17 protein-coding genes are annotated in these 21,141 nt (G+C 72.2%); 1 reads left to right on the top strand and 16 read right to left on the bottom strand.

Going from position 1 to position 21,141, the window contains the following annotated elements:
* Positions 1–121: 121 nt before the first annotated feature.
* The 4 genes from OG299_RS31425 to fmt form a co-directional block, all read right to left on the bottom strand.
* A complete protein-coding gene (locus OG299_RS31425; protein WP_327363276.1) occupies positions 122–1,849 on the bottom strand; it encodes a M48 family metallopeptidase in 1,728 nt (575 codons plus the stop codon).
* Positions 1,846–2,328, bottom strand: coding sequence for a hypothetical protein (locus OG299_RS31420; protein WP_327363275.1), 483 nt, complete (start codon positions 2,326–2,328; stop codon positions 1,846–1,848). The genes OG299_RS31425 and OG299_RS31420 overlap by 4 nt, the downstream gene beginning before the upstream one ends.
* Positions 2,329–2,455: 127 nt before the next feature.
* Positions 2,456–3,916: an RsmB/NOP family class I SAM-dependent RNA methyltransferase gene (locus tag OG299_RS31415; RefSeq protein ID WP_266631104.1), complete on the bottom strand. Its 1,461-nt coding sequence runs from the start codon at positions 3,914–3,916 to the stop codon at positions 2,456–2,458.
* A gap of 46 nt (positions 3,917–3,962) precedes the next feature.
* Positions 3,963–4,907: a methionyl-tRNA formyltransferase gene (fmt, locus tag OG299_RS31410; protein ID WP_266631102.1), complete on the bottom strand. Its 945-nt coding sequence runs from the start codon at positions 4,905–4,907 to the stop codon at positions 3,963–3,965.
* Between the two features lie 297 nt (positions 4,908–5,204).
* Between fmt and OG299_RS31405 the strand changes: the two genes are divergently transcribed.
* A complete protein-coding gene (locus tag OG299_RS31405) occupies positions 5,205–5,735 on the top strand; it encodes a hypothetical protein (RefSeq protein WP_327363274.1) in 531 nt (176 codons plus the stop codon).
* Between the two features lie 299 nt (positions 5,736–6,034).
* Here the strand turns inward: OG299_RS31405 and OG299_RS31400 are convergent, their stop codons facing one another.
* The 12 genes from OG299_RS31400 to OG299_RS31345 all read right to left on the bottom strand — a co-directional run bounded on the left by OG299_RS31400 (position 6,035) and on the right by OG299_RS31345 (position 21,139).
* Positions 6,035–8,155, bottom strand: a complete 2,121-nt coding sequence (locus OG299_RS31400) for a primosomal protein N' (RefSeq protein ID WP_327363273.1) — start codon at positions 8,153–8,155, stop codon at positions 6,035–6,037.
* Between the two features lie 250 nt (positions 8,156–8,405).
* The gene (gene metK, locus OG299_RS31395) at positions 8,406–9,614 is read right to left on the bottom strand and encodes a methionine adenosyltransferase (RefSeq protein ID WP_266631096.1); all 1,209 of its coding nucleotides are present in this window, start codon (positions 9,612–9,614) and stop codon (positions 8,406–8,408) included.
* Between the two features lie 195 nt (positions 9,615–9,809).
* The gene (gene coaBC, locus OG299_RS31390) at positions 9,810–11,039 is read right to left on the bottom strand and encodes a bifunctional phosphopantothenoylcysteine decarboxylase/phosphopantothenate--cysteine ligase CoaBC (RefSeq protein ID WP_266631094.1); all 1,230 of its coding nucleotides are present in this window, start codon (positions 11,037–11,039) and stop codon (positions 9,810–9,812) included.
* A 99-nt stretch (positions 11,040–11,138) separates the two neighbouring features.
* Positions 11,139–11,411 (bottom strand): DNA-directed RNA polymerase subunit omega, encoded by a 273-nt coding sequence (gene rpoZ / locus OG299_RS31385; RefSeq protein WP_004948662.1) that lies wholly within the window; start codon positions 11,409–11,411, stop codon positions 11,139–11,141.
* A gap of 61 nt (positions 11,412–11,472) precedes the next feature.
* Complete coding sequence (gmk, locus tag OG299_RS31380; protein WP_266631092.1) at positions 11,473–12,036, bottom strand: guanylate kinase; 564 nt, start codon at positions 12,034–12,036, stop codon at positions 11,473–11,475.
* Positions 12,037–12,097: 61 nt separating this feature from the next.
* Complete coding sequence (locus OG299_RS31375; RefSeq protein ID WP_008740406.1) at positions 12,098–12,421, bottom strand: integration host factor; 324 nt, start codon at positions 12,419–12,421, stop codon at positions 12,098–12,100.
* A 312-nt stretch (positions 12,422–12,733) separates the two neighbouring features.
* Positions 12,734–13,567 (bottom strand): orotidine-5'-phosphate decarboxylase, encoded by an 834-nt coding sequence (pyrF, locus tag OG299_RS31370; RefSeq protein ID WP_266633695.1) that lies wholly within the window; start codon positions 13,565–13,567, stop codon positions 12,734–12,736.
* A 41-nt stretch (positions 13,568–13,608) separates the two neighbouring features.
* Entirely contained in the window at positions 13,609–14,718 is a 1,110-nt protein-coding gene (locus OG299_RS31365) for a quinone-dependent dihydroorotate dehydrogenase (RefSeq protein WP_266631090.1), read from the bottom strand.
* A gap of 83 nt (positions 14,719–14,801) precedes the next feature.
* Positions 14,802–18,110 (bottom strand): carbamoyl-phosphate synthase large subunit, encoded by a 3,309-nt coding sequence (carB, locus tag OG299_RS31360; protein WP_266631088.1) that lies wholly within the window; start codon positions 18,108–18,110, stop codon positions 14,802–14,804.
* A complete protein-coding gene (gene carA / locus OG299_RS31355; protein WP_266631086.1) occupies positions 18,103–19,278 on the bottom strand; it encodes a glutamine-hydrolyzing carbamoyl-phosphate synthase small subunit in 1,176 nt (391 codons plus the stop codon). The genes carB and carA overlap by 8 nt, the downstream gene beginning before the upstream one ends.
* A complete protein-coding gene (locus tag OG299_RS31350; protein WP_266631084.1) occupies positions 19,275–19,856 on the bottom strand; it encodes a PH-like domain-containing protein in 582 nt (193 codons plus the stop codon). Before OG299_RS31350 ends, carA begins: the two co-directional genes overlap by 4 nt.
* On the bottom strand, positions 19,853–21,139 hold the full coding sequence (locus tag OG299_RS31345; protein WP_266631083.1) for a dihydroorotase: 1,287 nt from the start codon (positions 21,137–21,139) through the stop codon (positions 19,853–19,855). The genes OG299_RS31350 and OG299_RS31345 overlap by 4 nt, the downstream gene beginning before the upstream one ends.
* Positions 21,140–21,141: the final 2 nt, after the last annotated feature.

Raw genomic sequence — 21,141 nt, 5'->3', positions numbered from 1 at the left:
CGAGACGGCCGTAGCGGTGCTTAATCAATCCCGAAGAACAATTAACCTGCCCTTAGAGATCGCCTTCCGGCACGTTCTCTGCATGACACCGGCCACGTGGCCGCACCCCTGGGCGCGGACGTCAGGCGGGCCGGCCGGAGCCGTGCGGGGGCCCCGGCCGGGCCAGGCCACGCGCCCGCAGCCGCCCGGCGAGCGGGATGCCCAGCAGAAGGGCCGCGGCCACGGTGAACCACACGGGATCCGAGAGCTGGTAGGCCGCCACCCCCAGCGTCCACAGCGCCGCGTGCACCGGCCCCGGCAGGGCGGCCAGGTCCTCGCTCATGAACTGGCCCATCTCGATCTGCCACTGCAGTTCGAAGACCGTGGAGGCGGCGAGAACCGCCGCTGCCGCCGCGGCCAGTCCCAGCAGTGCGACGCCGCGGAACTCCGTTCCGGCATGCGCCAGCGGCACGGCCCAGGACCTCGCGAGGAGCTCGCACCACCAGGTGAACCCGAGGCCGATCAGCGCCACCACCAGCCAGCCCGAGGCCTGCACGTCCGGCCGCAGCCCGGGCATCATCGTGTGGTCGACGACGACGCTGGGCGCGACGGCGTATCCCGCGCAGATCCCGACGGCCAGGCCGGTCCGGAAGCGGGCGCGCGGCGGGCGCCTGCCGGATCCGCCGAGGTCGTGCAGGGCGGCCCGCGCCACCGTCAGGAAGAGGACCAGCACGACCAGTGCGGTGATCAGCTCGGCGGGCCACCAGCCCTTGACTCCTCCCCCGACCCGCCACTGCGCGGTGATCGAGGAGACCGGGTCCCACGCGAGCGGAAGGCAGAAGCCCACGACGAAGGCGAAGCCGAAGCCCTGGTACATCAGCCGGGACCGGTCCGCCAGACACTCCTTGCGCTCGGCGAACGAGGGATGCGTACGGGACGGCCGGCGGCTGCGCGGCGCCGTCTGCGCTGCCAGCCCGAAGGCGCCGAGCAGTGGGCGGGGGGATCCGCGCTGCCACTCCACCACCCGGGCATCCGCCAGGAACTCCCTGGTCCGCAGGACGATGCCGCGGGCGGCGCGGATCACCCACCAGAGCGCGAGCGCGTCCAGGATGCGCGCGCCGAAAAAGACGGCTCCGCCCGGTACGAAGAGCACGCCGAACAGGTCCCCGAACACCCGGGGACCCAGGATCAGGACGAAGAAGCAGCGCAGCAGCGAAAGCGTGATCATGGTGATGTCGACGTCGCGGTTGCGCAGATGGGCCAGCTCGTGCAGGACCACGGCACGGAACGCCTCGCGCTGCGCGGCGTCCCCCTCGTACAGCGCGACCAGGCCCCGGCTGAGCACGATGTGGCGGCGTCCCGCGCGGCCGAAGGTGACCCCGTTCACCCCGGAATCGAGGAAGTCGACCAGGACGGTGACGCCTCGGGCCTGCCCGACCCCCGCGGTGAGCCGCTCGATCTCTGCGTGGAGGGCGGGGAAGCGTTCCGCGTCCAACGCGCGGACGCCCCGCTTCCGGGCCCGGCGCGCGGAGCGGAACCAGTAGTGCAGGGCGGTGGCCACGGCGAGCACCGCATACGAGATCAGGATGCCTTCGCTGGTGTGGTCGTCGCTCCCGTCGCAGGAGCCGTCCCGGGGGCCCCTGACGAAGGCGCCGAGTCCCCCGGCCCGCTCGATGGCCGCACGCATGCAGGCGTTGGGTGCGCTCGTCTCGCCCCGGTCGCCCGCCAGGAAGTCGGCGTACGCGGGGTGCAGGATGGTCATCGAGGAGACCACGGCGCAGATCAGCAGGACGAAGGCGACGAGCGTTCCGGAGGGCAGGGGCCGGCCGCCCCGCCTCCCCTCGCCGGTGGGTAAGAGGGGCGCGCTCACCCCTGGTCCCGGCCACTTGCCCTGAGGTGGTCGGCCACGGCCGCCGCCAGCAGGTCCGACCGGTCCGGCGGCAGCCCGAGCAGGAGCGCGGTCCGCCGTGCGACCGCCCCCAGTTCTGCGATGCGGTGCTCCGGCAGAGCGGGTACCGCCTCGTCCGCCGGTGCCGGCGCACGGGAGGGGTCCCGTCGGCCGAACAGCCGCCTGACCCGGTCGCCCAGGCTCTGCCCGATGCCCTCGCCCATCGCCTTGGCGACCTCGTACGCGACCCCGCACGCGATGCTGGTGACGACCAGTTCGGCCGCTCCGCCGAAGGCCAGCGGGTCGTCCTTGCGGCGGGTCCCCGCGCGGCCCCTGCGGCCCTTGCCGTCCAGGCTCGCGACCGTCTCCTCGAAGAACGGCAGCTCGCCCGGCGCGACCCGCGCCACGATGGCGCGGGCCAGCGCGTTGTCAGGGGCCTGCGACGGCACCACGTCAGCCATGGGTCTCCTCCCCGTACGACCCGCCGCAGCGAATCGGCTCGACCAGCAGGGTAGGTGATGCCCAGTCAACTCATGTAGATGTCACGGAAGTTGGGATGCCGGACGGGTGCCCGGGAAGGACCGGCCGCTACCCCGTACGCCGGATCAGTGCCAGGTACATCGCGTCCGTCCCGTGCAGGTGCGGCCACAGCTGGACGTCCGGGCCGTCGCCGAGGGCGGGGACTCCCCCCATGTACGGCCTGGCGTCGATCAGTTCGGCCGCCACCGGCGAGGCGCCCGCGCCGCGGCCCTTGAGTACGTCGTCCACGACCACCCGGGTCTCCGCCAGGTGCGGGGAGCACGTCGCGTAGCCCACGACGCCGCCCACCCGGACGGCGGACAGCGCCTCCCGCAGCAGCGCGCGCTGCAGCGGGGCGAAGCCCTCGAGGTCCTCCGGACGGCGGCGCCACCGGGCCTCCGGGCGGCGGCGCAGCGCGCCCAGGCCGGAGCACGGGACGTCCATCAGGACCCGGTCGAAGGAGCCCGGCCGCCACGGCGGCCGGGTGCCGTCCGCCGCGATGACCTGGTACGGGCCGGGGTTGCCGGCCAGGGCGCGCTCCACGAGCCGGGCCCGGTGCGGCTGCTTCTCGGAGGCCAGCAGGAACGCGCCGCGCTGCGCTGCCAGGGCCGCCAGCAGGGCCGCCTTGCCGCCCGGTCCGGCGCAGCCGTCCAGCCAGCGCTCGTCGCTGCCTTCGACCGGCGCGGCCGCGAGGGCCATCGCCACCAGCTGGCTGCCCTCGTCCTGGACGCCGGCGCGGCCCTCGCGGACGGCCTCCAGCGCTCCGGGCTCGCCGCCCTCGGCCATCCGGACGGCGTACGGCGACCAGCGCCCCGGCAGCGCCGAGTCCTCGCCGACCGCCTCCAGCAGCTCCTCGGGCGTGGACCGCCCGGGCCGCGCCACCAGCGTGACCTCGGGCCGCTCGTTGTCGGCCTCGAGCAGGTCCTCGATGCCGGCCCGGCCGCCGCCGAGCGCGTCCCACAGGGCGCTGACCACCCACCGCGGGTGGGAGTGGTACACCGCGAGGTGCTCCTCTGCGTCCTCCTCGTACGGCGGGGCAACGAGCTCGAGCCAGCCGTCCAGGTCGTGGGCGGCGATCTTGCGCAGCACGGCGTTCACGAACTTGGCGCGCCCGTCGCCGAGCACCACCCTGGCCAGCTCCACGCTCGCCGACACCGCCGCGTGCGTGGGGATCCGGGTCCCCAGCAGCTGGTGGGCGCCGAGGGAGAGCACGTCCAGCACGGGCGGGTCCACCTCCCGCAGCGGCCGGTCGATGCAGGCCTTGATGACCGCGTCGTACGTGCCCTGCCTGCGCAGCGTCCCGTACACGAGCTCGGTGGCCAGTGCCGCGTCCCGGGCCTCGAAGCCCTCCGTCTGGCGGGCCTTGCGCAGCAGCGGGGGCAGGACGAGGTTCGCGTACGCGTCGCGCTCGCCCACCGCCCGCAGCGCCTCGAAGGCCAGCAGCCGGACGGGGTCCTTCTTGGGGCGGCGGTACGGCTTGGCCTGCCGCTGGCCTGCGGCGCCGCGCGGGGGACGGGACTGTTCGCTCACGAGAAAGGTGCTCCGGGTTTACGAGGTGCTGCGGACTGCGTACGGATCAGCCTACGTCCGCGGCGCCGACGCGCTCGCCGGGAGCGATCCGCACCCCGCGGGCCCAGTCGGCGCCGCGCATCGGCTTCTTGCCCTGGGGCTGCACCCAGAGCAGCTCCACGGCGTGCGAGCCGGTGCCGACATACACGTTGTTCTTGGCCGGGGCGAGCTCGCCGGGCGCCAGGTCCGTGCGGTCGGCGACCAGGCCGACGGAGATCAGCTTGAGCCGCTCCCCGCGGAAGACGGTCCAGGCGCCGGGCGCGGGCGTGCAGCCGCGCACCATGCGGTCGGCGCGCATCGCCGGGGCCTTCCAGTCGATCCGGGCGTCCTCGACGGTGATCTTGGGGGCGAGCGAGACCCCGTCGGCGGGCTGCCCGACGGCGCGCAGGGTGCCGTCCTCGATGCCGTCCATGGTGGCGGCCAGCAGGCCGGAGCCGGCGAAGGCGAGGCGGGTCAGCAGGTCGCCGCTGGTGTCGGTGGGCCGGATCTCCTCGGTCAGGTGCCCGTAGACGGGTCCGGTGTCCAGGCCCTCCTCGATGAGGAAGGTGGAGGCGCCGGTGACCTGGTCCCCCGCCATGATCGAGTGCTGGACGGGGGCGGCCCCGCGCCAGGCCGGCAGCAGCGAGAAGTGCAGGTTGACCCAGCCGTGGCGGGGGATCTCGAGGGCGCTCTTGGGGATCAGCGCGCCGTACGCGACGACCGGGCAGCAGTCCGGGTCGATCTCGCGCAGCCGGGCCTGGAACTCCGGGTCGCGGGGCCGGACCGGCTTGAGGACCTCGATGCCGGCCTCCTCGGCGCGCTCGGCGACCGGGCTGGCGATGAGCCGGCGGCCGCGGCCGGCCGGTGCGTCGGGCCGGGTGACGACGGCGGCGACCTCGTGGCGCCCGGAGGCGATCAGGGCGTCCAGGGCGGGCACGGCGACCTCGGGGGTGCCTGCGAAGACGAGCTTCACTGGGGTCCTACCTCGCTATCTCGGCTGTCAGCAGCGCACCAGTCTATGTTCCCGGCGCCGTTGGGGATGCCCGGCCCGATCGCCGGGCGCCCCCGGGGTCCGTTCGGGGGTCCTGGACGCCTCGTCAGGGGGCGTGGGCACACACGCGCGCCTCTCGCATATGCCGACACGCCCCCGGTGCGTGACTTCCGTGCGGTATGGCGCGTTGGTCAAGAGAGATTGACCGAAACCGGGCCGCGCTGAGAACGGTGTCTGCGGCCCGATCCGCTCTTCAGCACCGGTTCGAGAGGCTTCTTCATGGCCGACCACGCCACCCACGACGCCCAAGCACGGGCCAGCCTGCACCTCCTGGTGCGGGACATCGAGCGGGTTCGCCGGCAGGTGGATGCTCTGCGTACGCTCACCGCCCAGCTCGGCAATGTGTACCGCCCGCGCCGCTCCGGTCCCTCCACGGGCTTCGTCGTCTATGGCCGGGCGCCCGCGCCCACCGTACGTCTCGCGCAGGAGCTGCGGGACAGCGTCGAGACGCTGGTGACCGCAGCGGTGGACTTCGACCGCTCGCTCGGCTTCTCGTGGGACGCGGTGGGTTCCGCGCTCGGCGTCACCAAGCAGGCCGTGCACCGGCGGTACGGGGCCCGGCGGGCCCAGGCCGCGGAGTCCGCGGAGCCGCTGGCCGAGGGCACCGCCACCCGGACCCTGGGGCCGCTGCCCACCGTCCCGGCGGCCCGCTCGGTCCCGCCGCAGCCGGTGCGCGAGGAGTCCCAGCCCGCGGCCGCGACCGCGACCGCGACCCGCTCCGCGGCGTTCCCCGGACCCCGCAGCGGCTGACCCGCCACGGCCGGTCCGCCGCGACCTCCGCCACGGCTGATCAGCCGCGCCGCCGGGACGCCGACCTCCGACGGCCGGCCCCCAGCCCTGACCGGGCATCGGCTGAGCCCACGGCTCGTCCGGCACCTGCCGGACGAGCCGTATCTGTGCCCTGGCAGGGCGCGGCACGAGTCCACGCCGTGCCGTGCGCGGCCGGATCAAGCACCGCATCGCCGGGCTCCGCCGGGAGACCGCGGGCGCGGCCCGTCCGACGGCCCCTGCAGGGCACGACGGCAACCCGTCCCACGCCCGGCCAGGGCCTAGCCGATGTCCGGCGGGTCGATCCGGACCCGGACCGCCTCCGCCGCCGGGACTCCGCGCGCCAGCCGGGCCGCCTGGGCCGACTTCAGCGCGGCCGCCAGCGCGGCCCCGCTGCCGGGCGGGACGCGGACCAGGGCCCGGTCCCCCGGCGACGGCTCCCCGCGCCGGCCCGGCACCGGCACCGGGCCCAGCACCTCCGCGTCCGCCGGCAGCCCGGCGCCGGCCAGGAAGGCCTCCACCGCCTCGCCCCGGCCGGCCACGGCCGCCATCCGGGACACGGGCGGGAAGCCGAGCTGGGCCCGCTCCGCGAGCTCCCGTACGGCATGGCCCACCGGATCCCACCGCACGAGGGCCTGGACGGGCCGCAGCGTCGGCTCCGCCACCACGACGACCTGCCCCTCCCCCCGGACCAGCGAGGCGGCCGCGATCCACCGGCGCAGCGCGTCCTCCCCGGCCCGCAGGTCGGGCCGGGTCAGCATCGCCCAGCCGTCCAGCAGCAGCGCCGCCGCGTACCCGGCGCCCGCCGCGACCGGCTCGGCGCCGGGGGTGCACACCACCAGGGCGGGCCGGTCGGGAACCTCGTCCAGGACGTGGTCGCGGCCGGAAGTCCGTACGGGCACGGCCGGGAAGGCGCGTCCGAGCTCCTCGGCGGTCCGCCGGGCGCCCACCACCTGGGCGCGCAGCCGGAACGACCCGCACTCCTCGCAGTGCCAGGCGGTCTCCTGCCGGCCGCACCAGCCGCAGTGCAGATCCCGTGCGTCGGGGGCTTCCAGCGGCCCCGCGCAGACCTTGCAGCGGGCAGGGGCGCGGCACCGCTCGCACGCCAGCCGGGGCGCATAGCCGCGCCGGGGCACCTGGACGAGCACGGGCCCGGACTTCAGCCCCTCCCGTACGGTCTCCCAGGCCAGGCTCGGCAGCCGGGCGGCGCGGGCCGCCTCGTCGCGGGCCAGCAGTTCGTCGCCCACGGTCCGGATCCGGGGCGCGCAGGCCCGTACCGTCTCCCGGTCGGCGACGAGCGGCCGCGCCCAGCCCGTCTCGACCAGCTGCGCGGCCTCCACGGTGCAGCTCGTGCTCCCGGCGAGGAATCCGCAGCCGTCGCCGACGGCGCGCAGCTCCAGCACCTCCCGTACGTGCGGGAACGGCGCGTGGTCGTCGCTGTGGCTGGAGTCGCCGTCGTCCCAGATGGCGACCAGACCCAGGTCCCGTACGGGGGCGAACATCGCGGCGCGGGTGCCGATGACGGCGCGGACGGAGCCCCGGTGCACGGCGAGCCACTGGCGGTAGCGCTTCTCGGGGCCCGATTCGGCGGTCAGCAGCGCGTGCCGCCCGTCGCCGAGCAGGGCGGTCAGCGCGGCGTCGACCCGGGCGGCGGTCCGCCCGTCGGGCAGGACGGCGAGGGCGCCGCGGCCGGAGGCGAGGGTGGCGGCCATGGCCCGGGCCAGCTCGTCGGCCCAGCCGGGGCCGGGCAGGGCGGTCCAGACGGCGCGCGGGGCGCCGCCGCCGGCGAGGGCCCTCAGGAAGGCGGGGCCGGAGCCGTACCGGGACCAGCCGCCCGGTTCGGGTGCGGCGGGCGGGGGCAGCGGCTCGGGTGAGGGCTTGGCCTCGGCGCGTGCGTTGCGCGGGGGCAGGGCGAGCTGGAGTACGTCGGCCAGGCTGCCGGCGTACCGGTCGGCGACGGCCCGGGCCAGGGCCAGCATGCCCGGGGTGAGCACGACCTCGGGCGAGACGACGTGGGCGAGGGCGGCCAGGGCGCCGTTGTAGTCGGTTTCGGCGCGGCGCTCGACGATGAACCCGTCGATGAGGCCGCCGCCCTCGCGGCGGCCGCCGTGGACCTGGTGGGAGCCGGCGCCGAAGCGGACCCGGACGCGGACTCCTGGCCGTGCCGCCTCGGAGAGCTCCTCGGGGACGGCGTAGTCCCAGAGCTGGTCGAGGTGGAGGACGCCCTTGTTGACGAGGATCCGGGCGACCGGCAGCTCCTTGGCGAGGGCGGCGCCCCGCCAGGTGCGCGGCTTGGCCTTGGGCGCCTTGGCCTTCGCCTCGGCGACCATCTCCCGCATCAGCGCGAGCTGCTCGGGCGGGCCGCCCGCCTCGGATTCGCTCTCGCCGTTGTCCCTGCTCACAGCAGCATTCTTACCAAACACCACCGACAGTGGGCGCCCTCCCGAGATCAGGGCGGGCGGCGGCGGGTGGAACCGTCCTTCAACGCCGGGCTCGCGCCCGGCTCCAGATGAAGCCGTCACCCCGCGCACCGGGAGGGCAGGGGCAGCGTAGGCACCGGGGCGCCGGCCGATCAACGCAATTACGGCCCCGGACCAGCAGCGGTCCGGGGCCGTACGTGCCCGCCGTGCGGCGGGGGTGTGCCGAGAGGGCCTAGAGGCCGGCAGCCGTGCGCAGCGCGTCGACGCGGTCGGTGCGCTCCCAGGTGAAGTCCGGCAGCTCGCGGCCGAAGTGGCCGTACGCGGCGGTCTGGGCGTAGATCGGGCGCAGCAGGTCCAGGTCGCGGATGATCGCGGCCGGGCGCAGGTCGAAGACCTGGCCGATCGCGTCCTCGATCTTCTGGACCTCGACCTTGGCGGTGCCGAAGGTCTCGACGAACAGACCGACCGGCTCCGCCTTGCCGATGGCGTACGCGACCTGGACCTCGCAGCGCGAGGCGAGGCCGGCGGCGACCACGTTCTTGGCGACCCAGCGCATCGCGTACGCGGCGGAGCGGTCGACCTTGGACGGGTCCTTGCCGGAGAAGGCGCCGCCGCCGTGGCGGGCCATGCCGCCGTACGTGTCGATGATGATCTTGCGGCCGGTCAGGCCGGCGTCGCCCATCGGGCCGCCGATCTCGAAGCGGCCGGTCGGGTTGACCAGCAGGCGGTAGCCGTCGGTGTCGAGCTTGATGCCGTCCTCGACGAGCTCCTTGAGCACGTGCTCGACGACGAACTCGCGGATGTCCGGAGCGAGCAGCGAGTCCAGGTCGATGTCCGAGGCGTGCTGCGAGGACACGACGACCGTGTCGAGGCGGACGGCCTTGTCGCCGTCGTACTCGATGGTGACCTGGGTCTTGCCGTCGGGGCGCAGGTACGGGATGGTCCCGTTCTTGCGGACCTCGGACAGGCGGCGCGAGAGCCGGTGCGCGATGTGGATCGGGAGCGGCATGAGCTCGGGGGTCTCGTCGCACGCGTAGCCGAACATCAGGCCCTGGTCGCCGGCGCCCTGCTTGTCGAGCTCGTCCTCGTCGCCCTCGACGCGCTTCTCGTACGCGGTGTCGACGCCCTGCGCGATGTCCGGGGACTGCGCGCCGATCGACACCGAGACGCCGCAGGAGGCGCCGTCGAAGCCCTTCTTCGACGAGTCGTAGCCGATCTCGAGGATCTTGTCGCGGACGAGCTGCGCGATCGGCGCGTACGCCTTCGTCGTCACCTCACCGGCGATGTGGACGAGACCGGTGGTGATGAGGGTCTCCACGGCCACACGCGAGGTCGGGTCCTCGGTGAGAAGTGCGTCGAGGATCGTGTCGCTGATCTGGTCAGCGATCTTGTCGGGGTGACCCTCGGTGACGGACTCCGAGGTGAACAGGCGACGGGACACAACGCTCCCTGGGGTTGCAGCGGCTGCTGGCTGATCATTTGGCGGAACCACACCGGGGGCTGCGCCCGATCACGTTCCGAATGCAGTTTATCGGTCGCCACCGTTTGCCGGACCACCTGTCTCGCCCAATGGGAGCCATGTGACCTGCGGCACTCCATTCTGGCTCATGGAATCGGCTACGAGAAGAGCCGTCGCTCAGGCGCGTCGTGGAGCCAGCCGTGGAGCGACCTGGTCCCAAATCACCTCGGCCAGCGCTTCCTTCGGACCATAGGGAACCGGGGTCTCGGCCCCACTGGAGGCAAGGATCACGGCCTCGTTCTCCTCGGAACCGAAGGTCTTGGATGCGCCCACCTCGTTCACGACGAGAAGATCACACCCCTTGCGGAGCAATTTGGCCCGGCCGTTCGCCAGCACATTGTCAGTTTCGGCGGCGAAACCGACGACGACCTGGCCCTCCCGGGCCCGGTCGGCCGAGATCTCCGCGAGGACGTCGGGGTTGCGGACGAGCGCCACGGGCGCCGGATCCTGCCCGTCCTTCTTCTTGATCTTGCCGTCCGCGTACTCGGCCGGCCGGAAGTCGGCCACGGCCGCGGCCATCACCACGGCGTCGGCGTCCGCCGCCGCCTTGAGGACCGCCTCGCGCAGCTGTACGGCCGTCCCGACCCGTACGACGTCCACCCCGGCCGGGTCGGCCAGTGCGGTGTTGGCCGCCACCAGGGTGACCCGGGCGCCGCGGGCGACGGCCGTGCGGGCCAGCGCGTAGCCCTGCTTGCCGGAGGAGCGGTTGCCGAGGAAGCGGACCGGGTCGAGCGGTTCCCTCGTGCCGCCCGCGCTGATCACCACGTGCCGGCCGACCAGGTCGGGCTCGGCCACGCCGCGCGCCAGGCTGTGCCTTCTCAAGACGCTGCGGCACACCTCGTAGATCTCTTCGGGGTCGGGCAGCCGTCCCTTGCCGGTGTCCTTGCCGGTGAGCCGGCCGACGGCGGGTTCGATGACGAGGGCGCCGCGGCGGCGCAGCGTCGCCACGTTCTCCTGGGTGGCGGGGTGCTCCCACATCTCGGTGTGCATGGCGGGGGCGAACACCACCGGGCAGCGTGCGGTGAGCAGCGTGTTGGTGAGCAGGTCGTCGGCGAGGCCGTGGGCGGCCTTGGCGAGCATGTCGGCGGTGGCGGGGGCGACGACGACGAGGTCGGCGCCCTGCCCGATGCGGACGTGCGGGACCTCGTGAACGGTCTCCCAGACCTCCGTGCCGGCCGGGTTCCCGGACAGCGCGGCCCAGGTGGCCTCGCCCACGAAGTTCAGGGACGCCGCCGTGGGCACCACCCGTACGTCGTGTCCGGACTCGGTCAGCCGGCGCAGCAGCTCGCACGCCTTGTAGGCGGCGATCCCGCCGCTGACTCCGAGCACGACCTTCGGCTTATCCACCACACACGCCCCTATCGCTGATCGTCGTACGTGTCTATGACACACCACAGGCCCGGCAGATGTTCTGCCGGGCCTGTGGTGAAAGGAATGCTCGGTGCCTTACTGAGCCGGGGCCTCGATGGCCTCGGAGGTCAGCAGACCCGCGTTGATCTCGCGCAGCGCGATCGAAAGCGGCTTCTCGTGGACGTGGGTGTCCACCAGCGGGCCGACGTACTCGAGCAGGCCCTCACCGAGCTGCGAGTAGTACGCGTTGATCTGACGCGCGCGCTTGGCCGCGTAGATCACGAGGCTGTACTTCGAGTCCGTGGCCTCGAGCAGCTCGTCGATCGGCGGGTTGATGATGCCCTCGGGCGCAGTGATGGAAGAGGACACGCTCTACCTTCCGAAGTTGGGTGAATGATCAAGCATCGATCGATGGAACATCGATCAACGATCAAACAACTTCCATCAAGGCTAGCAGCTCACGCGCTACGTCCTCGACGGAGGTGTTCACCAGGGTGGTGTCGAACTCGGACTCGGCAGCGAGTTCGACCTTGGCGGTCTCCAGCCTGCGCTGGATGACCTCGGGCGATTCGGTGCCGCGGCCGGTGAGCCGGCGGACCAGCTCGTCCCAGCTCGGCGGCGCCAGGAAGACGAGTTGAGCTTCGGGCATCGACTCGCGGACGAGTCGCGCGCCCTGGAGATCGATCTCCAGGAGAACGGGCTCGCCGTTCTCGAGTCGCTCCGCCACCGCGCCGCGCGGTGTGCCGTAGCGGTTGCCCGCGAACTCGGCCCACTCCAGCAGCTCGCCGTTGGCGATCAGCTTGTCGAACTCGTCGTCGTTGACGAAGAAGTAGTGGACTCCGTGTCGCTCACCGGGCCGCGGCTTGCGGGTGGTGGCCGACACCGAGAGCCATACCTCGGGGTGGACCTTGCGCATATGCGCGACGACCGTGCTCTTGCCGACCCCCGAAGGGCCGGAGAGCACGGTCAGCCGCGGACGAACCTCTGCTGCCATAAAGCGATTATCCAGGTTCTCGGGACTGCCTGAGAACGCCGGGAGAACTTCAGGCAACGCGTCAGCCGGCAGGAGTGCCGAACTCACGCTCCAGAGACGCGATCTGGTTGGAACCGAGACCTCGGACACGCCGGGACTCGGAGATGCCGAGGCGCTCCATGATCTGCTTGGCGCGGACCTTGCCCACGCCAGGCAGGGACTCCAGCAGGGCGGAGACCTTCATCTTGCCGATGACGTCGTTCTCCTGGCCCGTCTTGATGACCTCTTGGAGCGAGGCGCCGGAGTGCTTGAGTCGATTCTTCACCTCGGCCCGCTCCCGGCGAGCCGCGGCGGCCTTTTCGAGCGCGGCTGCGCGCTGTTCAGGGGTAAGGGGCGGAAGAGCCACGCCTACGTCACCTCGGATGTCGAACTGTCGGATACGGACCAGTGGGGAACCCTAAGGCGCCACACCAGGCGAATGCCCGAACAGCGGTGGAACTCGTTCGCTGCTCGTTCACTCTGATCGGAGACTAGCGGCCAAGGCGGCTCCAGTCAGCGAGAACGGACGAAAAGTCCTGGTCAGCCTCCACTGAACCGTACATCACGGACAAAACACCCCGGTTTTGTCCGGTGAAAGACGTTCGAATTTCGTCAGACCGTACGACGTGCGGGGCGGCCGGACCGCCCGACGGCACTTCCGAACGGGTTCCGGACCGCCTCAGACGGAGACCGCCTCGCGGATTTCGTCCGCGAACCGGGTGGCCGAGGCACGCAGGGCCGCGGCGTCCGGACCGTGCTTCAGCACGCCCCGCGACACGTTCGGGACCACGTTGCGGACCGCCGCGCCGAAGACCGCCGGCAGATCGGCCGCCGTCGCACCCTGCGCACCGATGCCGGGCGCCAGCAGCGGCCCGTTGATGTCCAGGTCGAAGGACGACAGGTCGCCCAGCGTGGCGCCGACCACGGCTCCGAAGGAGCCCATCGGCGCCGCGCCCGCGTTCTCCGCCGCGAGGTGGCCCAGCATGGTCGCGCCGATCGTGCGGCCGTCCTCGCGCACCGCGCGCTGGACCTCCGCTCCCTCCGGGTTCGAGGTGAGTGCGAGGACGAAGAGGCCCGTGCCCGAACGGCGGGCGAGTTCCACCGCCGGCTGCAGCGAGCCGTAGCCCAGGTACGGGGACACGGTCAGGGCGTCGGAGAACAGCGGCGAGGACGGCGACAGGAAGGTCTGCGCGTACGCGGCCATCGTCGAGCCGATGTCACCGCGCTTCGCGTCCATCACGACCAGCGTGCCCGCGGCCCGCGCGTCGGCCACGGTCTGCTCGAGCACCGCGATGCCCTTCGAGCCGAAGCGCTCGAAGAAGGCCGCCTGCGGCTTGAAGACGGCCACCGAGTCGGCCAGCGCCTCGACGACCGTGCGGGAGAACTTCTCCAGGCCCGCGATGTCGTCGTTCAGGCCCCACGACGACAGGAGGGCCGCGTGCGGGTCGATGCCCACGCACAGCGGGCCGCGGGAGTCCATCGCCGCGCGCAGGCGGGTGCCGAAGGGGGTCACGGCGCTCTCGGTCGAGGCGCTCTCGGTCACGGGGGTCTCGGTCACTGGGCGGCCTTTCGGGTTTCGGCGCCGACGGCCTCGGCGAGGGTCGCGTACGGGCTGACGGCCAGGCGCGCGGCCAGGCCCTTGTGGATCGCGCGGGCGTAGAACGGGCCCTCGTAGATGAACGCGCTGTACCCCTGGATCAGGGTCGCGCCGGCCAGGATCCGCTGCCAGGCGTCCTCGGCGTTCTCGATGCCCCCGACGCCCACGAGCACCAGGCGGTCGCCCACACGGGCGTACAGGCGGCGCAGGACCTCCAGGGAGCGCTCCTTGACCGGGGCGCCCGACAGGCCTCCGGTCTCCTTCACGAGGGAGGGGGCGGACTTCAGGCCCAGCCCGTCGCGCGCGATGGTGGTGTTCGTCGCGATGATGCCGTCCAGGCCGAGCTCCAGGGCCAGGTCCGCGACCGCGTCGACGTCCTCGTCCGCGAGGTCCGGCGCGATCTTCACCAGGAGCGGGACCCGGCGGTCGGTCACCGTGCGGTCCGCGGCCTCCCGTACGGCCGTCAGGAGCGGCCGGAGGGACTCGGTGGCCTGGAGGTTGCGCAGGCCCGGCGTGTTCGGCGAGGAGACGTTCACGACCAGGTAGTCCGCGTGGCGGGCCAGGCGCTCGGTGGAGGCGACGTAGTCCGCCACAGCCTCCTCCTCCGGCACGACCTTGGTCTTGCCGATGTTGACGCCCACGACCGTGTTGAAGACGGGCACGCGGGCCGCCAGGCGGGCCGCCACGGCTGCGGAACCCTCGTTGTTGAAGCCCATGCGGTTGATCAGCGCGCGGTCCGGCACGAGGCGGAACAGCCGCTTCTTGGGGTTGCCCGGCTGCGCCTGCGCCGTGACCGTGCCGATCTCGATGTGGTCGAAGCCGAGCATGGACATGCCGTCGATGGCGACGGCGTTCTTGTCGAAGCCCGCCGCGAGGCCGAAGGGGCCGTGCATGCGCAGCCCGAGCGCCTCGGTGCGCAGCTCCTTGTGGCGCGGGGCCAGGGCCGCCGCCGCGAAGGTGCGCAGCACCGGGGTGCGGGCCGCGAGCCGGATCCAGCGGAAGGCCAGGTAGTGGGCCTGCTCCGGGTCCATCCGCTTGAAGACGAGGTCGAAGAAGAGTTTGTACATGTCGAGAAGATCCCTTGTGCGCTCATGACGAGGGGGACACCGATGCGCATCGCGCATCCGTGTCCCCCTCCTCGTACGGGCTGCTAGTCGCGGGCTGCGGTCAGGTGCTCCGCGTGCTCCTGGAGCGAGCGGACGCCCACGCCGCCGTGGTTGAGCGCGTCGATGCCCTGGACGGCCGCGGCGAGCGCCTGGACCGTGGTCAGGCACGGGACGCTGCGCGCCACGGCCGCCGTGCGGATCTCGTAGCCGTCGAGGCGGCCGCCGGTGCCGTACGGCGTGTTGACGATCAGGTCGACCTGGCCGTCGTGGATCAGCTGGACGATGGTCTTCTCGCCGTTCGGGCCCTCGCCCTCGCTGAGCTTGCGCACCACGGTGGCGTTGATGCCGTTGCGGCGCAGCACCTCGGCGGTGCCGGAGGTGGCCATGAGCTCGAAGCCGTGGGCGACCAGCTCGCGCGCCGGGAAGATCATCGAGCGCTTGTCGCGGTTGGCGACGGAGATGAACGCGCGGCCCTTGGTGGGCAGCGGGCCGTAGGCGCCGGCCTGCGACTTGGCGTACGCCGTGCCGAAGACGGAGTCGATGCCCATGACCTCGCCGGTGGAGCGCATCTCCGGGCCGAGGACGGTGTCGACGCCGCGGCCGTGGATGTCGCGGAAGCGCGACCACGGCATGACGGCCTCCTTGACGGAGATCGGCGCGTCGAGCGGCAGGGTGCCGCCGTCGCCGGTCTTCGGCAGCATGCCCTCTTCGCGCAGCTCGGCGATGGTGGTGCCGAGCGAGATGCGGGCGGCGGCCTTCGCGAGCGGGACCGCGGTCGCCTTCGAGGTGAAGGGGACGGTGCGCGACGCGCGCGGGTTGGCCTCCAGGACGTAGAGGATGTCACCCGCCATCGCGAACTGGATGTTGATCAGGCCGCGGACGCCGACGCCCTTGGCGATGGCCTCGGTGGAGGCGCGCAGGCGCTTGATGTCGAAGCCGCCGAGGGTGATCGGGGGCAGGGCGCAGGCGGAGTCGCCGGAGTGGATGCCGGCTTCCTCGATGTGCTCCATGACGCCGCCGAGGTAGAGCTCGGTGCCGTCGTAGAGGGCGTCGACGTCGATCTCGATGGCGTCGTCGAGGAAGCGGTCGACCAGCACGGGGCGGGTCGGCGAGATCTCGGTGGACTCGGCGATGTACGACTCGAGGCGGGCCTCGTCGTAGACGATCTCCATGCCGCGGCCGCCGAGCACGTACGAGGGGCGGACGAGGACCGGGTAGCCGATCTCGTCGGCGATGGCCTTCGCACCTGCGAAGGTGGTCGCGGTGCCGTGCTTGGGGGCGGGCAGGCCCGCCTCGGCGAGGACCTGGCCGAAGGCGCCGCGGTCCTCGGCGGCGTGAATGGCCTCGGGCGAGGTGCCGACGACGGGGACGCCGTTGTCCTTGAGCGCCTGGGCGAGACCGAGGGGGGTCTGGCCGCCGAGCTGGACGATGACACCGGCGATGGGGCCGGCGAGCGACTCGGCGTGGACGATCTCCAGCACGTCCTCGAGCGTCAGCGGCTCGAAGTACAGGCGGTCGGAGGTGTCGTAGTCCGTCGAGACGGTCTCCGGGTTGCAGTTGACCATCACGGTCTCGTAGCCGGCGTCGCTGAGCGCGAAGGAGGCGTGGACGCAGGAGTAGTCGAACTCGATGCCCTGGCCGATGCGGTTCGGGCCGGAGCCCAGGATGATCACCGCGGGCTTGGTGCGGGGCGCGACCTCGGACTCCTCGTCGTACGAGGAGTAGAAGTACGGGGTCTTCGCGGCGAACTCGGCGGCGCAGGTGTCGACCGTCTTGTAGACCGGGCGGACGCCGAGGGCGTGGCGGACCTCGCGGACGACGTCCTCGCGCAGGCCGCGGATCTCGGCGATCTGGGCGTCGGAGAAGCCGTGCCGCTTGGCCTCGGCGAGGAGCTCGGGCTCGAGCTTCTCGGCGCCGGCCAGCTCGTCGGCGATCTCCTTGATCAGGAAGAGCTGGTCGACGAACCAGGGGTCGATCTTCGTGGACTCGAAGACCTCTTCCTGGGTGGCGCCGGCGCGGATGGCCTGCATGACGGTGTTGATGCGGCCGTCGGTCGGGCGGACCGCGGTGGCCAGCAGCTCGGCCTTGTCACCGGGGTCGCCGACGAAGGTGAACTGCGAGCCCTTCTTCTCGAGGGAGCGCAGGGCCTTCTGGAGGGCCTCGGTGAAGTTGCGGCCGATGGCCATGGCCTCGCCCACCGACTTCATGGTGGTGGTGAGGGTGGCGTCGGCCAGCGGGAACTTCTCGAAGGCGAAGCGCGGGGCCTTGACGACGACGTAGTCGAGGGACGGCTCGAAGGAGGCCGGCGTCTTCTCGGTGATGTCGTTGGGGACCTCGTCGAGCGTGTAGCCGATGGCCAGCTTGGCGGCGATCTTGGCGATCGGGAAGCCGGTGGCCTTCGACGCGAGCGCCGAGGAGCGGGAGACGCGCGGGTTCATCTCGATGACGATGACGCGGCCGTCGACCGGGTCGATCGCGAACTGGATGTTGCAGCCGCCGGTGTCGACGCCGACCTCGCGGATGATCGCGATGCCGATGTCGCGCAGCCGCTGGTACTCGCGGTCGGTGAGCGTCATGGCCGGGGCGACGGTGATGGAGTCGCCGGTGTGGACGCCCATCGGGTCGAAGTTCTCGATGGAGCAGACGACGACCACGTTGTCCTTGGTGTCGCGCATCAGCTCCAGCTCGTACTCCTTCCAGCCGAGGATGGACTCCTCCAGGAGCACCTCGGTGGTCGGGGAGAGCGTGAGGCCCTGGCCGGCGATGCGGCGCAGCTCGTCCTCGTCGTGGGCGAAGCCGGAGCCGGCGCCGCCCATGGTGAAGGACGGGCGCACGACGACGGGGTAGCCGCCGAGGGTGTCGACGCCCTTGATGACGTCGTCCATCGTGTGGCAGATGACCGAGCGGGCGGACTCGCCGTAGCCGATCTTGGCCTTGACGGCTTCGACGACGCCCTTGAAGAGCTCGCGGTCCTCGCCCTTGTTGATGGCCTCGACGTTGGCGCCGATGAGCTCGACGCCGTACTTCTCCAGCACACCCTGCTCGTGCATGGAGATCGCGGTGTTGAGCGCGGTCTGGCCGCCGAGGGTGGGGAGCAGCGCGTCGGGGCGCTCCTTGGCGATGATCTTCTCGACGAACTCGGGGGTGATCGGCTCGACGTACGTGGCGTCGGCGATCTCCGGGTCGGTCATGATCGTCGCCGGGTTGGAGTTCACCAGGATGACCCGCAGGCCCTCGGCCTTGAGGATGCGGCAGGCCTGGGTGCCGGAGTAGTCGAACTCGGCGGCCTGTCCGATGACGATCGGGCCGGAGCCGATGACCAGGACGGACTGGATATCGGTGCGCTTAGGCACGCTCGGCCTCCATCAGGGATACGAAGCGGTCGAAGAGGTACGCGGCGTCGTGCGGGCCGGCAGCCGCTTCGGGGTGGTACTGGACGGAGAAGGCCGGCTGGTCGAGCAGCCGGAGGCCTTCGACGACCTGGTCGTTCAGGCAGACGTGGGAGACCTCGGCGCGGCCGTAGGGGGTCTCGGAGACCTTGTCGAGCGGCGCGTCCACGGCGAAGCCGTGGTTGTGCGCGGTGACCTCGACCTTGCCGGTGGTGCGGTCCTGCACCGGCTGGTTGATGCCGCGGTGCCCGTACTTCAGCTTGTACGTGCCGAAGCCGAGCGCGCGGCCCAGGATCTGGTTGCCGAAGCAGATGCCGAAGAGCGGCGTCTTGCGCTCCAGGACGCCCTGCATGACGGCGACGGGGCCGTCGGCGGTGGCCGGGTCGCCCGGGCCGTTGGAGAAGAACACGCCGTCCGGGGCGACCGCGTACACGTCCTCGACGGTGGCGGTGGCGGGCAGCACGTGCACCTCGATGCCGCGCTCGGCCATCCGGTGCGGGGTCATGCCCTTGATGCCGAGGTCGACGGCGGCGACGGTGAACTTCGCCTTGCCGATCGGGACGGCTCCGCCGTCGGGGCCGATGGCGGGGACGACGTACGTCTCCTTGGTGGCGACCTCGGCGGAGAGGTTCGCACCCTTCATCTGCGGCGCGGCCTGGACCTTCGCCAGCAGGGCCTCGTCGCGGACGTGCGCCCAGGCCTCGCCCGAGAAGATGCCGACGCGCATGGCGCCGCGCTCGCGCAGGTGGCGGGTCAGTGCGCGGGTGTCGATGCCGCAGATGCCGACGACGCCCTGCTTGACCAGCTCCTCGTCCAGCGAGCGCTGCGAGCGCCAGTTGGACGGGACGCGGGCGGGGTCGCGTACGACGTACCCGGCGACCCAGATGCGGGAGGACTCGGGGTCCTCGTCGTTGACGCCGGTGTTGCCCACGTGCGGCGCGGTCATCACGACGACCTGCCGGTGGTACGACGGGTCGGTGAGGGTCTCCTGGTAGCCGGTCATGCCGGTGGAGAACACGGCCTCGCCGAAGGTCTCCCCCACAGCGCCGTAGGCGCGGCCGCGGAAGATCCGACCGTCCTCCAGGACGAGTACGGCGGGAGCTTTGGCTGCTCCCCTGGTGGAGGTCGTCATCGTTCGGCGCCTTCCGTCGTGATGGATTGGTTCATGAGATTGAGTGCTTCGACCCAGGCGGCGTGTTCGGCCGCGCGGTCGGAGCGGAATCCGGAGTCGATCAGCTTGTCGCCGTGCGCCCAGGTGACGACGAGGAGACCGCCCTCGGTGAGTACCTTGCCCGCGATTCCCTTGTCGAGGCGGGCGCCGCGCAGCTGCGCGGCCGGTACGAAGAAGTCGGTGGCACCCGGACGGACCACGTCGAGGCCCGCGTCGGTGAGCGTGAGCTCGACCCGGCTGCGGATGCCCAGCCCGTGGGCGACGATCCGGTCGAGCCACTGCCCGGCGGTGGTGGACCCGTGGTACCGGCCGGTCAGGGCCAGCCGGTGCTCGGGGAGACCGCCGGGGGCGGCGGGCAGCTCCGGCAGATCGCTCTGCAGGGCGCCGCGCCATTTCCAGCCCTGCCGCATCAGCCAGTACACGAACGCGATGAAGACGAGCAGACCGATCACCCACGCGATGCGGGCGCCCCAGTCCGTCACCTCCGCCGACCGTCGTTCGGCGGCCTCGGCGGCCAGTTGGATTACTGCAGGTGTCACGCCAGATTCCCGTCCACGACCGTTGCCCGGCCCCGCAGGAAGGTGTGAGTGACGCGACCCGGCAGCTCACGGCCCTCGTAAGGCGTGTTGCGGCTGCGGGAGGCGAAGTGTGCGGGGTCCACGACACCACGGTACGAGGTATCGACCAGCGTCAGGTTCGCGGGTTCACCTGCCGAGACGGGGCGGCCGTGGTTGTCCAGGCTGCCGATCCGCGCCGGGGCGAAGGACATGCGCTCGGCGACGCCCGCCCAGTCGATCAGTCCGGTCTCCACCATCGTCTGCTGGACGACGGAGAGCGCGGTCTCCAGGCCCACCATGCCCATGGCGGCGGCGGCCCACTCGCAGTCCTTGTCCTCGTGGGGGTGCGGGGCGTGGTCGGTGGCGACGATGTCGATCGTTCCGTCGGCGAGCGCCTCGCGCAGGGCCATCACGTCGCGCTCGGTGCGCAGCGGCGGGTTGACCTTGTAGACCGCGTTGTACGAGCGGACCAGCTCGTCGGTGAGGAGGAGGTGGTGCGGGGTGACCTCGGCGGTGACGTCGATGCCGCGGGACTTGGCCCAGCGGACGATCTCGACGGAGCCGGCGGTGGAGAGGTGGCAGATGTGCACGCGGGAGCCGACGTGCTCGGCGAGGAGGACGTCGCGGGCGATGATCGACTCCTCGGCGACGGCCGGCCAGCCGCCCAGACCCAGCTCGGCGGAGACGACGCCCTCGTTCATCTGGGCGCCCTCGGTGAGGCGGGGCTCCTGGGCGTGCTGGGCGACGACGCCGCCGAAGGCCTTCACGTACTCCAGGGCGCGGCGCATGATCACGGCGTCGTCGACGCACTTGCCGTCGTCGGAGAAGACGGTGACGCGGGCCGCGGACTCGTGCATGGCGCCCAGCTCGGAGAGCTGCTTGCCCTCGAGGCCGACGGTGACGGCGCCGATGGGCTGCACGTCGCAGTAGCCGGACTCCTTGCCGAGCCGCCAGACCTGCTCGACGACGCCGGCGGTGTCGGCGACGGGGAAGGTGTTCGCCATGGCGAAGACGGCGGTGTAGCCGCCGGAGGCGGCGGCGCGGGTGCCGGTCAGGACGGTCTCGGAGTCCTCGCGGCCGGGCTCGCGCAGGTGGGTGTGCAGGTCGACGAGGCCGGGGAGGAGGACCTGGCCCTCGGCCTCGATGACGGTGGCGCCCTCGGCGGACAGGTTCTGACCGACCGCTGCGATCGTCTCGCCGTCGATCAGGACGTCCTGCGCCTCGCCGCCGAGAACCTTCGCGCCACGAATCAGGATCTTGCTCATGG

Source organism: Streptomyces sp. NBC_01296, assembly GCF_035984415.1.
GTDB lineage: Bacteria > Actinomycetota > Actinomycetes > Streptomycetales > Streptomycetaceae > Streptomyces.
This window is presented reverse-complemented; position numbering and strand designations above follow the sequence as displayed.